This window comes from Sulfurimonas hongkongensis (assembly GCF_000445475.1).
GTDB classification, from domain to species: Bacteria; Campylobacterota; Campylobacteria; order Campylobacterales; family Sulfurimonadaceae; genus Sulfurimonas; species Sulfurimonas hongkongensis.
Genome location: NZ_AUPZ01000006.1, coordinates 23,499 through 37,318, shown reverse-complemented (window position 1 = coordinate 37,318; position 13,820 = coordinate 23,499). Strand labels below are relative to the sequence as shown.

Here is a 13,820-nt window from a genome sequence, read left to right as displayed (position 1 = left end):
TTACTAAATGTAGCTGACACGAAATTTTAAACGGTCTCTAATCAAATCATAAAAGATATCTTTATCTCCTTACTCTTTGCTCTGTTTGGAATTTTGATTATTCTTACATGGTTATTTTCTTCAATTTGGTTGTCTTTTTTTGCTCTTAGTGTGATACCACTTTCTGTATTAGGCGTTCTTTTGGGACATAAGCTTATTGGTATGGATATATCTTTTTCATCTTTATTAGGGTTTGTGGGATTAGTTGGAATAGTAATAAACGATACTCTTATTATGTTAAGTATGCTTAAAAAGTCAAAAAATATAGATGAGTTACTAAAAAATTCTTCTCTTAGAGTAAGACCTGTTCTTCTTACCTCTATTACTACAATAGTAGGGTTAAGCACTTTGATATTTTTTGCATCAGGAGAATCTACTTTGATGCAACCATTAGCAGTCAGTATTGGTTTTGGACTTATATACGCGACAATAATTAACTTATATTATCTTCCAATACTATATAGTTTCAAAAAATCTTATCAATACCGATAACCGTTATCAGTTTAAAGATGAATTAATTTTTATGTGATTAGAATGTGATTCAAATAACTATTGTTAATTAAAATATAGTTTATTGAAGGAAATCACAATGATTGATACTACGATGTACACACTGTCACAACTGTTTTTAACACCAACATTAGTTTTAATACTTTTAATGTTTGTTTATTCGTTTATAGCACTAGGTGCATTTATATATGAGGGCATATCGCGTAAAAAAAATAGTATGCAGTTAGACACAAAAGGAGCATATCCTATTTTGCATCACTACAACACAGACATACATTTAAGTATGGAAAAATTAGAACTTTTTGCATATAAAAAGTTAGAACATATTCGTAATGTTTCACGAATTGCTCCAATGATGGGGCTTATCGCTACTTTAATTCCTCTTGGACCTGCACTTAAAGCTTTAACTGATGGAAATATTCAAGGTATGAGTGAGGGCTTGATTATTGCCTTTTCTGGTGTAACGCTAGGACTTATCGCAGCTTCTCTTACTTACTGGATAGGTAATGTGAAAAAAAGATGGTACGCAGATGAATTACATATCATTGAAATTGCAAAGGCGTCTTAATGGCAATTAGATTACTAAATGAAGATGATGATAATAATCCAATGAACTCAGTAATTAACTTAATAGATATCTTTTTGGTTGTTATTGCAGCTCTACTTATTATAATCTCTCAAAATCCACTAAATCCGTTTAGTAGTGATGATGTGACTGTTATAAAAAACTCTGGAAAGAAAAACATGGAAATTATGGTTAAAAAAGGTAAAGAGATAAAAACTTTTAAATCTCAAGGAAATATTGGTGAAGGAAATGGTGAAAAAGCCGGTATATCATACAAAATGGAAGATGGCTCATTCGTATATGTACCAAACAAAGAAGCAAAAATATGAAGCAAATTATATTAATAACATTTTTATTATTGGCATCGTTACTACAAGCAAATAAACAAGTTCCAATAAAGAGTGATATTTTAGTATTATCAACAAATATGGGTCAAAATCGCCAAGAGAGAAAAGCTGAACTTTTAAAAGAACAGTTAGCTCCTTATAATATTTCATCAGAGATAGTTTTTAATTTAGATGAAAATAAAGCAGCAGAATCTTTTAAAGACAGAAGATTGGTAATCATAGACTCTTTAGACGGCAAGCAAGGTGTTGCTTCACTTTTGCGTAAATATGAGAGTATTTTAGAGGATACTAAAACACCATACATTGCGCTAAAACTGGATTATGAAAAATTTGGCAATATGGATGAAGTATTTGCTTCAAAAATATTGTCTTATTTCTCACAAGCTGGAAAATATAACTATGCTCAAGGAGCGGCTCTTTTAGCTAAAGAATATTTTTCTGTAAATACTAATCCTCAACCTGTTCATGAAATGAGTGATACAGGGATTTACCATCCAAACAAAGGAAATGGTACTTTTGAAAATTTAGATGAGTACTTAAAAACTTTAAGTGAAGAAGAGAGAAATAATCCTATGGTTGGGATTGTTATGCATAAAGAAAATGTAACTTCTGATGATACTGTTATAGTAGATACAGCAATTAAAAAACTCACAAGTGCAGGTATTACTCCTATAGCTTTTTACACAAAAGTTGGTGAAGAAGATTTTATAGGAGAGCGTTTTTTTACAAAAGATTCTAAACAGCTTATTGATTTGATGATTTCTTTTCAAGTAATGATAATGGATCAAGAAAAATTGAGAAAAGATTACGCAAGAGTAGGTCTAAAAGTCATGCAAGGTATGGTGTATCGCCAAGGTTCACAAGAAGATTGGGAACAAGATAAGCAAGGAATAGCTATGAACTGGATACCGATGGCTCACACTATTCCTGAACATATTGGTTATACAGATCAGCTAATCATTGCAGCACTTGATCCTGAGACTAAAAAAACAACGCCAATTGAGTATCAGATGGATTTATTTATGAAGATAGCAATAAATAATTCTAAACTAAAACAAAAAGAAAATAAAGATAAAAAAATAGCAATCTTTTACTATAACTATCCTCCAGGAGTAAATAATTTTGGAGCATCATATATGCAGTTTCCAGAATCATTAGAGAATATACTTAATAGTATGCAAGCAGATGGTTATCAAACAAAATCTGAGAAAGCAGAGTATTTTATAAAAACTCTTCCTAAATCCATGACATATTATTATGAAAAAACTGTATATGATGAGGAGTACGCAGATTTGCTTGCTTTTGATGTTTATATGGAGTGGTTTGAATCTTTACCAGAAGATACACAAAAATTTATAAATAAATCATGGGGCGAAGCAAAAAATAATCAGTTTGTTATAAACAAAGATGGAAAAAAATATTTTATAATTCCTAGATATAAAACTGGAAATGTTGTTTTGATGCCACAGCCAAGTCGTTCAAATATGAGTGATGATACAAATGAAAATGCACTTTATCATGATACATCTAAGCCAGTTCCACATCATTACTTAGCAGTATATCTATATGTTAAGAAAAATTATGATGCAGTGGTGCATCTTGGAACTCATGGAACATATGAATGGGCTTATGGAAAAGAACGTGGTCTTAGTGCGTATGATTCGCCACTATTGAGCATAGGAGAGATACCAAATATATACCCATATATTACTAACAATTTAGCAGAAGGAATTCAAGCAAAAAGACGCGGTCGTGCAACTCTGATTTCTCATCAAACACCGCCTTTTGGAGCTAGCGGAACATACAAAGAGTTAAGTGATATTATGGATTTGATAAATCAATATCAACAAAGTAGTGATGCAGTAAAGAAAAACACTAAGACGCAGCTAATAGAGCTTGCAATGAAGATGAATCTACATAAGGATATGGAATATTCTCAAGAAAAAATGCAGATACAAACAGAAATTTTTGTAGCTGATTTATATGACTACTTAAATGGACTAAGTACTACTCTTACTCCTCTTGGAATGCATAAATATGGCTCATACCCAAATGATGATCATATGGTTCAAACACTTATGTCTATGCTAGGTGATGCTTACATAAAGATAGCTGATGGGGAAAATGGGCTTGCTGGAATTAACTATAAGGACTTAAATAAGACTAAATCATATACTAATTTACAGAAATATGTAATAGAAAATAAAAATTTTAATGACTTAGATGATTCTTTAAAAGCATTTATGCAAACAGCAAAAATATATAGAGATAATTTTGAAAATAATGAAGAGATAAAGTCACTTCTTAAGGGTTTAAATGGCGAATATATACCTACAAGTGTAGGTGGAGATCCCGTTAGAAGTCCAGAATCAGTTCCAACTGGTAAAAATATGTATGGTTTTGATCCAGAAAGAATCCCAACAGAAGCTGCATATGAAACAGGTTCTAAAATTATGAAAGATTACATAGAAAACTACTATGATAAAAATGGCAAATATCCAGATAAGATAAGTTTTAATCTTTGGTCATTGGAGACAATGCGTCACTTTGGAGTACTTGAATCACAAATACTTTATGCAATGGGTATTAAACCTATCTGGTCTAAAGGTGGTATCTCTGATGAAATGGTTCAGAGTTTTGCAAAAGGAATTCTTGCAGGTTACTTAAATGAAGATTTTGCAACATGGTTGTCTAAATTAGTTACAGTTGAGAGAATAAAAACTTTTGATTTTTTAATGCCACAAAAAATAAAAGATATGTTTTATATGGCTCTGAAAATGGGGCGTGGAAAGATAAGTGGAGTTGAAATAATTTCATATAGCGATTTAAAGCGTCCAAGAGTAGATGTTGTAATACAAGCGACTGGGCTTTACCGCGATACATTTCCCAATGTTATGAAACTCATTCAAGATGGAGTTGAAAAAGTTGTAGCTTTAAAAGAAGAACATAACTATGTAAGAAAGAATGCACTTTCTCTAAAAGAGATGCTTCTCAAAAAAGGTTACTCAGAAGATGATGCTAAATATCTTTCAACCGCAAGAATGTTTAGTGCAAAATCTGGAGAATATGGAAACGGTGTCTCAGATACTGCAATGGCAACAGAAACTTGGGACAAAGAAGAAAAAATAGCTGCAAATTATCTTAGAAAATCTGGTTATATATATGGTTCAGATGTTTCAAAATGGGGTACCAAATTAGATGATGTTGACCTTTTTGCAAAAAATTTAAGTGGAACGGACGCTGTGATGTTCTCGAGAAGTTCAAACCTTTATGGAATGATGACATCAGATGATCCTTATGGTTATTTTGGATCCATGGCGTTAGCTGTTCGATCAATTGATGGTAATTCTCCGCAGATGCTAATATCAAATCTTCGAGATCCAAATAATGCAAAGATGCAAAATGTTAGCGAATTTATATCAAACGAACTTCGTACTCGTTACTATAATCCTAAATGGATAGAGGAGATGCAAAAGAGTGGATATAGCGGAGCAAATCGTGTACTAGATGTTGTAAATAACTTTTGGGGATGGCAAGTTGTATATCCAGATGGAGTTCGCTCAGACCAATGGCAAGAATTCGTAGATATTTATTATGATGACAAATATGATATGAAGATGGATGAGTGGTTTGAAAAAACTAACCCAACAGTTCGAGCACAAATGGCTGAAGTAATGCTAGAAGCAGTTAGAAAAGGTTATTTTCAAACAGATGCTAAAACTATTGAAAAGTTAGTTGATACATTAGAAGATATCTCAAAAAGGTTTAACCATAAGATAGAGAATGAAAAACTTAAAAAATTCATCGAAGCAGAAAAAGCCGCTGGATTCGGACTAAGTATACCGATAGCGTCTCCAGTAGCAAATGCTCAAATTGCACAAAGTAAACCAGTAGTCAAAGTTAAACCAAAAGTGAAAGGACAAAAATTAGAAGAGGTTAAGAAAGAGTCTAAAGAGAAAGTTAATTATGACACTGTCTTTATGTGGTTATTTATAATTTTTCTAATCCTCATAGGTGTTTTTCTAGAGGTTAGAGACAATAGAAAAAAAAGATTAAAGTAAAAAAATGATAAATAAAAGTGAAGATTTTAGTTTTTTAGTTGGTGCCATTATTAGTACATTTATAATGGTGTCTATCTTATTCGCTCAAAATATCGCTAAGAATGATAATGTGAGTATAAGTTCCTCAAAAACGGAGTCTATTCACTATGTATCTATAGTAAATGCAACAAAAAAGATAGAAAAAAAAGAACATAAAAAATTAAAAAGAAAACCACAAATAAAGAAAAAAGTAGTTAAAAAGGTAGTTAAAAAACCTCGAGTAATAGATGAAAAGGTAGTAAAAAAACCTCAAACAATAGATGAAAAAGCATTGATTAAAGAGAAATTAGTGCAAAAACAAAACTTATTTGAAGAGAATTTACAACAACAAAAACTAGAACAACAAAAGTTTGAAGAATTTCAAAGAGAAGAGTTGGCTAGAGAAGAAGAATACAAAAAGAGACAGTTAGCTAAAAAAAATCTTTTAGAAGAAGAAAAAAATATCTATCTTTCAGAGTTGGCAATTTGGATACAACAGCATCTAGAATATCCAAGACACGCAAGAAGAATGAATCAAGAGGGAGTTGTTAAAATCTCTTTTATTATCACAAAACAAGGAGATATTGAGTCTGTAAAAATCAGTTCTCCTTGCCCATATACAAAATTAAATGTAGCAGCAAAATCGCTTTTAATAAAATTAAAGCGTTTTAAACCATTGCCTCAAAATTTAGATAGATGGGAACTTAGCGTTCCTATAATTTACGCACTTAAGGATTAAAAAATGCAATATTATTTAGATAAAGGTGGAATTATTATGTATGTTTTATTTGCTATGGCAATAGTTGGAACAATAATAATAATATGGAAAATAGCTTCTATATCACTTTTTAAATTTCGTACAAGAAATATTGATTTACCTTCAGATAGAGCAGAGTTAAGAGCAGCATCTTTAGTAGCGCCGCTTGAGAGGGGATTAACAACCCTTAAGATAGTGTCTACTATATCGCCATTATTAGGTCTTCTTGGTACTGTTCTTGGAATTTTTATGGCTTTTGAGGGAATCATGGTTCATGGTTTAGGTGATCCGACACAGTTTGCTAAAGGCATTTCAACAGCACTTATAACAACTGTTGGTGGTTTAGTTGTAGCAATCCCAGCATATGTGTTTTATAACTACTTTATTGGCGAACTAGATAAAACTGAACAATTATTAACACAAAAAATAGCAGGAATTTATGAAGCGTCGTGAACCTTTGGGGTTAGATATGACTCCTGTAGTAGATATAGTATTTATTTTATTGATATTTTTTCTTGTAAGCTCAGTTTTCAAAAAAGAAGAGCTTGCTCTTATGCTTGAGTTACCAAAAGCAGGAGCCAGTAAAGAGGTAAAAGAAGAAAAAACTATTAATATTGAGCTGTCAAAAGATTCACTAGCAGTCAATGGAAAAAAAGTTTCGTATGAAGAGATAATTGCTGAAATATTACCTCTAGTAAAAGAAGAAAAATTGATAATGTTTTATATAGATAGAGATGTTCCGTATTCTCGTGTTATTGGCATATTGGATTTATTAAAAAAACATTCTTTAAATAAGTTGGCATTGGTTACAAAAGAAGAATAGTAGTAAAAATTTAATTTACAAGGAGAATTGTTTTAGGCAAAATGTTTTATAAAAAAGTAAATTTTTTTATATTTATTTAATGATAATGCTTATTGTTATCGTTCAAAGGAGATAAGATGAATACAAAAATATATTTGAGTCTGCTAGTTAGTGCGATGCTAGTAAACTCTTTAAGTGCGGCAGATGATTTAAAGAATGTTATTGTAACAGCAAAAACACAAAAATCATCAGTAGATACAGCAGGAAGTTTTTCTATAATTACAGCAAAAGATATAAAAAGAACAGGTGCCTCTTCCATTAAAGAAGCTCTGGAGGGTGTTGTTGGATTAAATATGGGTGTTAATGATGCTTCTATAAATGGTCGACAAAATATCAGTATTCGTGGTACTGATTCTAAAAACACTCTTATTTTAGTGGATGGTGAAAGAATTTCTGGAAGTGACTCTCAAATAGGGCATAGTGATTTTCAATACAATTGGATACCTATGAGTGCTATATCAAAAATAGAAGTTATTCGTGGACCAATGAGTTCTTTATATGGTTCTAGTGCTATTGGTGGAGTTGTAAATATAATCACAAAAAAACCAACAGAAAAAACTCAAGGTGATATAACTTTAGAAACTGGAAAAGCCTCCCGAGATGGAGGAGAAAACATGGAAGTATCAATTTCAGGAGGTGGAAAAATAAATGATAAATTTTCTATCATTGGATATGTAGATGCTAAAACTTCAGAGCCTGAAGAGACTGATAATACAACAGAAATAGAAGGTAAAAAAATTAGAAATGTAATGGTAAAAGCTTGGTATGACATTGATTTAACTCAGCAAATAACAGCCTTTGTAATTTTAGGAAATGAAAAAAGAAAAACAGAAGCTTATGATGAACTATACGATATAGATAAAGCTCATTATTCAATAGGGTATGAAAAAGATTTTGATGATATTAGTTTAGACCTTAAGTATTACACAAATATATCTGATGCACATACGGAACAATTTTCATATACTCATGAGATGCATGATGATACTTTTAATGCTGAACTTAAAATTGCTTCATTTGAAAATCATTTTATAGTATTTGGTGGAGATTATAGAACAGAAAAATATAAAAAGAAATACGATAACTCAGCTAGTGATTTAACAAGTGGCTTTGATGATTCTATAAAATACGCTTCGGTATATTTACAAGATGAAATAGAGATAGGAAAAAATACAATTCTAACTCTTGGTGCCAGATATGACAAGCATGAAAAATTTGGTGGAGAATTATCACCTAAAGCCAATCTTGTATATAAACTGAATGATAATAGTAGATTTAAAGCAGGTTATGGACATGGATTTAATGCTCCAACTGTTACACAAAATTCAGATGATTATACTCTTGCTGTTCCTATAGAATTTTATCCATCAGGACCTCCATTTAATGGAATGCCTAAAACATTTAATAGATTTAAGGGTAATGATAATCTAAATCCTGAAATATCTGATACATTTGAACTGGGTTATGATTATGAAAAAAATCAGCTGGCTATTTCAGCAACTTATTTTCATACTGAACTTAAAGATCTTATAGATACTCTTCATATAAAAGATACTCCTGTTGGACCAATGACATACAGAGAATATACTTATTCAAATGTGGGAAAAGCTAGAATAGATGGTGTAGAGTTAGAGTTCACTCAAAATAAAATATTTGATAAACTTGATTTGAATCTTAATTATACATTTCTTGATACAGAAAACAAAGATACAAAAAAAGAACTATTCAATAGACCAGCACATACAGCAAATTTAAAACTCTCAGTTGAACTTCCATGGGAGATAAATAGTAATTTTCGTGTAAATTATGTAGGAAATCAAACAGCTGCAGATGGTGAAAAACTAGATGCTTATACTACTTTAGGGCTACAGTTTTCTAAAGAATTTATAGAAAATTTTACAATAAGAGCAGGAGCAGAAAATTTAAGTAATATAAAACATATTGGTGATTCTAATCAATATTCTATTAGAGGTCGTTATGTCTATGCTAGGTTAAATTACTCATTTTAAAATAAAACACTCATATATTGATTGATATCAATGATAATTAATATCAATATGATATTATTTGATTATTATTTCATATAGGAGCAGTTTAATGAAAAAAATTATATATGTGAGGTTATTATTGATATTATCAATAATAACCTCATTACACGCAGATTCAAAAGTAGATAAAATAGTTATAGCTGGACCTTTCGCATCTGTTTCTCATCCGCTACTACACATGATAAAAACAGATGCACTTAAAGATGTTGCAAAAGAAGTTGAGTTTAGACTTTGGAAAAATCCAGATGAACTTCGTGCTATTGTTATAAAAGGAGATGTTGATTTTGTTGCAGTTCCAACAAATACAGCAGCGATTTTAAATAATAAAGGAGTTGATATTAGACTTCTAAATGTCTCTGTTTGGGGGATTTTAGGAATGATTAGTCGTGATGACACTCTTAAAACCTTAAAAGACTTTAAGGGTAAAAAGATTGCAATTCCATTTCGTGCAGATATGCCAGACATCGTTTTTGTGCAGCTACTAAAAAAACAGGGACTAGACCCTAAAAAAGATTTTGAACTTGTTTATGTGTCAAATCCTATAGACGCTATGCAGATGCTAATCCTACGACGCATCGACCACTCACTTCTAGCTGAGCCTGCAATCTCAGTTGCACTTCGCAAAACCGACTCATTTCCTATCAAACTAATAGCACCTGATTTGTATAGAAGTGTTGATTTGCAAGAGGAGTGGGCTAGAGTTTTTAACACTGATAAGGATATTCCACAAGCTGGGATGGCAGTTTTAGGTCGCATGAAAGATAAAAAAGTTATATCTCGCTTTTTAGAAGAATATGATAACTCACTAAAGTGGTATATGTCGCATCCTAAAGAGGCTGGAGAGATGGTGGCAAAAGAGATTGACCTCTTAACTAAAGATGGTGTAGCTGACTCCATAGCTCATGTAAACCTAAAGAGTAGACGTGCTGTTGATGTAAAAGATAAAATAGAGTTTTTCTTTGATGTTTTAAAGGAAGAAGACCCTAAAATAATAGGTTCAAAACTTCCACAAGATAGCTTTTACTATAAAGAGGATTAGATGAAGTTCACACTAAAGATACTAAAAGATTTTCCCGCATACTTGTGGAGTGGATGGGGTGCTATCGCTTCTATACTGCTCTTCATTGCTCTATGGGATATGGGAAACCAGATCTATGGCAACTTAGTCTTACCATCACCACTAGAGACATTTGCTACTCTAGTTGCGATGCTAGGCGATGAGATGGTGATAGCTGAGATAAAAACAACTTTGTACCGTGCATCTATTGGTTTTGGTATATCTTTAGTAGTAGGTTCTTTTTTTGGGCTCTTAGCAGGTTTCTTTGCAACTGCATCAATGATGAGCCGCCCAATTGTAACCATACTTGTGGGGATGCCACCAATCGCATGGATAGTTCTAGCTATGATTTGGTTTGGAATGGGCGATGAGACTGTTATCTTTACCGTTATAGTCGCTTCATTTCCCATCATCTTTGTGGGAGCCCTGCAAGGAACTCGCACGCTTGATGGCGACTTAAAAGAGATGGCAGATAGCTTTAAACTACCATGGCATATGAAGTTTTTTGATGTTTACTTTCCGCATATATTTTCTTATGTATTTCCAGCGTGGGTTAGTGGGCTTGGAATGGCATGGAAGATAGTTGTGATGGCTGAGTTATTAGCTACAAGCAATGGTATAGGTGCATCTTTGGCGGTTGCTAGAAGTCAGTTAGATACACCAACGGCTTTAGCTTTAGTTGTTATCATGATAGGCTCACTTATGTTTGTTGAGTATATCATCTTAGAGCCGATTAAAAGAGAGGTTGAGTTATGGAGAAGTTAGAAGTTAAAAACTTAAATCATCACTTTGGTTTTACAGAGATACTTCGTGGTATAAATTTTAGGCTAAATAAGGGACAAGTTCTATCAGTAGTGGGACCTAGTGGTGGGGGAAAAACTACACTACTACACCTTTGTGCTGGACTTTTAGATGTGGAGGAGGGGAGTGTGACTAATACATTTACAAGTAGCTCTTTTGCTTTTCAAGATGCAAGACTACTTCCTTGGAAAAATGTAATAGACAATATCGCTCTAGGACTCTTAGCTGCCGGAGAGAAAAAGAGTGTAGCCATAGAGAAATCAAAAAAGATAGCCTTAGAGTTTGGACTTGAAGAGGGCGATTTTCTTAAATTTCCAAAAGATTTGAGTGGCGGTATGAGACAAAGAGTTAGTTTTGCTAGAGCACTAGTCGTAAAACCTTCACTTTTGTTTCTTGATGAGCCTTTCTCAGCCCTTGATATTGGGCTTAAAAAAGAGCTACAAAGCATACTCATAGAGATGATAAGCAAAAAAGAGATAAGCATACTCTTTATCACACATGATCTGATGGAAGCCATCAGATTAAGTGATGAGATACTTTTGTTAAAGGCAGATCCTGGGCATATTGTCAAAAAATTTTCTTATGATCTAGCACAAAACAGAAGGGATGATGAGTATGTTTATGCCCAGAGCGCAAAGATACTTCAAGATGAAAAGATAATAGATACTTTTGAATTGGAGATAAAATAATGAGTGAACCACAACAGAAACTTCATGCAACAAATCACTATTTGCACTATCCAGATGAGAAGGATATTCCAACATATTTAGCTTATGGATTTAGACCTGTTTTTCTACTCTTAGCTCCATATATGATTATCACTATGATTTTGTGGGGACTGGTTTGGGCTGGCATAATAAACTTGCCTTTTATGAATGATACTCTTACTTGGCATGTCTATGAGATGATATTTGGAATACTTACAGCTGGAGCTATGGCATTTTTAACAACTGGAATTCCTGAGCTTTTTCCCGGAATGGTTCCTTTTGTTGGAAAGAGACTAAAGTACATCATGATACTTTGGATAGCTGGGAGAATTAGCTTTTGGTTTATTGACTATTTAGGAGTATATATAGTCGCAGCACTAAACCTTGCTATGCTTTTATGGCTCATCTGGTTTGCAAAAGATGCAGTGCTTGACAAGCTTCAAAGACATGCTTCACTTGGATATGCATTAGTTGCTATTTTTGTCATAGAAGTGTGGTTTTTTGCATCCCAAGCAGGACTTGCATCTACTAATGGCATGAGCATACTAAAAGTGGCTCTTGGAGCTATAGTTGTGCTAATTTTGCTTGCTCTTAGACGAGTAAATATGGAAGCGGTAAATGAGCTTATGGAAGATAAAGGCATAGATGATATCTATGTATCTCGTCCACCAAAGACAAACTTAGCAGTTTTTGCAGTAATTTTATTTACAATAGTTGAGTTTTTATATCCACAAAACTCGGCACTTGGCTGGCTAGGCTTAGCAACTGGTGCGGCTATTTTAGCCATAACGGGAGACTATATACTAAAAGATGAGTTTATACTAAACCAACCATTTGTGCTCTACCTTGCATCTATCCTTGTGATGCTCTCTGCTGGCTATGCTCTGATGGGATGGGATTTGTTAAATGACAAGATAGATGCTATAAACCACTTTAGACACTTTATCACAAGTGGCGGAGTAGGGCTTGCTTACTTGGTTGTTATGATAATCATAGGCTGGATACACACAGGACGACACCTAACATCAAATATCTATACACATCTGATGGTAGGATTCATGATATTAGCAACACTAATGAGAAGTTTGATACCTTTTTTTGAGGAGTATATAAGCGAGCTGTATCTATGGTCATCCATAGTTTGGACTATCCCTTTTATGATCTACATAAAAGTCTTTTTCTCATTTCTACTCTCACCTAGAGCGGATGGGATTAAGGGTTAAGAAATCTCCACGCCTAGTGCGTGGGAATTTTAACTCTCACATCTTTTTATAATATCTTTAAAACCCCAAGCACGTCTTGCATCTACGACTTCTGAGTGGCTCATATCTACTATCATTAACTCTTCTTTGTTTCCTAGATGCTCTAAGAGTTCGCCATTTGGAGAGGCTAGGAGTGAGTCGCCATAAAATTTCCACTTGAACTCTTTGTCTATGTATTCGCCTATTCTATTTGCTCGCAGTATGTAGCAGTTATGAGTAAAAGCACGAGAGAGTATAAGCGTTTTCCATCTTTGGTATGATTCAAAAGTTGAGACACTAGGAAGTAGCAGACAGTCGATGTTCTTTCCCGTAAGTTTTGCAAAGAGTTCATCAAAATGAATCTCAAAACCACTCATGATGGCAAATTTAAATCCATCTACTTTAAAGACCAAGGGCGATTTTAAAGCTTTTTGAGAGTTTGCAAAGAATTTTTCTTCATTCCAGTGAGAGTAGTTTATAAGGAGTTGTTGCTCATAGTAGGAAGTAGAGAAGGGTGCAAACTTCGCAACAACTTTAAAAATCTCACCTTTTCTTACTATAATGAGTGGTGCTACTATTGTCATACTGTAAGTGCTAGAGAGCTCTTTTAGGACTTTACTTTGATGTTTTTCCTGCTCTTTTATCATAGAAGCACTCAAAGATTCTAGCTCTTTAAAAAAGGGATTTAACACATATTCGCCTAAAAGAAGGACTTTTACACCCTTGTTATGTGCTATGCGTATGTAGTTGTATAGCTTTGTACTACTCATACCTTGTGCATTTAGTTGTAGTACAGCAGCTCTCATT

Annotated in this window: 13 protein-coding genes; 12 read left to right on the top strand and 1 reads right to left on the bottom strand. The window is 33.1% G+C overall.

What is annotated here, in order from left to right:
* The first annotated feature begins 45 nt into the window (after positions 1-45).
* From M947_RS23355 to M947_RS17155, 12 genes are all read left to right on the top strand, one after another.
* Positions 46-531, top strand: a complete 486-nt coding sequence (locus tag M947_RS23355; RefSeq protein ID WP_081666475.1) for an efflux RND transporter permease subunit — start codon at positions 46-48, stop codon at positions 529-531.
* A gap of 97 nt (positions 532-628) precedes the next feature.
* Positions 629-1,117, top strand: coding sequence for a MotA/TolQ/ExbB proton channel family protein (locus M947_RS17205; protein WP_021287324.1), 489 nt, complete (start codon positions 629-631; stop codon positions 1,115-1,117).
* Positions 1,117-1,443 carry a DUF2149 domain-containing protein gene (locus tag M947_RS17200; protein WP_021287323.1) on the top strand — a complete coding sequence of 109 codons (327 nt, stop codon included), beginning with the start codon at positions 1,117-1,119 and terminating at the stop codon, positions 1,441-1,443. Before M947_RS17205 ends, M947_RS17200 begins: the two co-directional genes overlap by 1 nt.
* The gene (locus M947_RS17195; RefSeq protein WP_021287322.1) at positions 1,440-5,522 is read left to right on the top strand and encodes a cobaltochelatase subunit CobN; all 4,083 of its coding nucleotides are present in this window, start codon (positions 1,440-1,442) and stop codon (positions 5,520-5,522) included. The genes M947_RS17200 and M947_RS17195 overlap by 4 nt, the downstream gene beginning before the upstream one ends.
* 4 nt (positions 5,523-5,526) lie before the next feature.
* On the top strand, positions 5,527-6,279 hold the full coding sequence (locus tag M947_RS17190; protein ID WP_021287321.1) for an energy transducer TonB: 753 nt from the start codon (positions 5,527-5,529) through the stop codon (positions 6,277-6,279).
* 3 nt (positions 6,280-6,282) lie between these two features.
* Positions 6,283-6,750: a MotA/TolQ/ExbB proton channel family protein gene (locus tag M947_RS17185; RefSeq protein ID WP_021287320.1), complete on the top strand. Its 468-nt coding sequence runs from the start codon at positions 6,283-6,285 to the stop codon at positions 6,748-6,750.
* Positions 6,737-7,120: an ExbD/TolR family protein gene (locus tag M947_RS17180; RefSeq protein ID WP_021287319.1), complete on the top strand. Its 384-nt coding sequence runs from the start codon at positions 6,737-6,739 to the stop codon at positions 7,118-7,120. The genes M947_RS17185 and M947_RS17180 overlap by 14 nt, the downstream gene beginning before the upstream one ends.
* Before the next feature lie 116 nt (positions 7,121-7,236).
* Positions 7,237-9,168 carry a TonB-dependent receptor plug domain-containing protein gene (locus M947_RS17175; protein ID WP_021287318.1) on the top strand — a complete coding sequence of 644 codons (1,932 nt, stop codon included), beginning with the start codon at positions 7,237-7,239 and terminating at the stop codon, positions 9,166-9,168.
* A gap of 88 nt (positions 9,169-9,256) precedes the next feature.
* Complete coding sequence (locus M947_RS17170) at positions 9,257-10,246, top strand: ABC transporter substrate-binding protein (RefSeq protein ID WP_021287317.1); 990 nt, start codon at positions 9,257-9,259, stop codon at positions 10,244-10,246.
* Positions 10,247-11,029 carry an ABC transporter permease gene (locus M947_RS17165; protein WP_021287316.1) on the top strand — a complete coding sequence of 261 codons (783 nt, stop codon included), beginning with the start codon at positions 10,247-10,249 and terminating at the stop codon, positions 11,027-11,029. It begins immediately after the preceding gene.
* Positions 11,017-11,754 (top strand): ABC transporter ATP-binding protein, encoded by a 738-nt coding sequence (locus M947_RS17160; protein WP_021287315.1) that lies wholly within the window; start codon positions 11,017-11,019, stop codon positions 11,752-11,754. The genes M947_RS17165 and M947_RS17160 overlap by 13 nt, the downstream gene beginning before the upstream one ends.
* Positions 11,754-12,995, top strand: coding sequence for an NnrS family protein (locus M947_RS17155; protein WP_021287314.1), 1,242 nt, complete (start codon positions 11,754-11,756; stop codon positions 12,993-12,995). The genes M947_RS17160 and M947_RS17155 overlap by 1 nt, the downstream gene beginning before the upstream one ends.
* A gap of 29 nt (positions 12,996-13,024) precedes the next feature.
* Here the strand turns inward: M947_RS17155 and M947_RS17150 are convergent, their stop codons facing one another.
* Complete coding sequence (locus M947_RS17150) at positions 13,025-13,819, bottom strand: carbon-nitrogen hydrolase family protein (protein WP_021287313.1); 795 nt, start codon at positions 13,817-13,819, stop codon at positions 13,025-13,027.
* Position 13,820 lies beyond the last annotated feature (1 nt).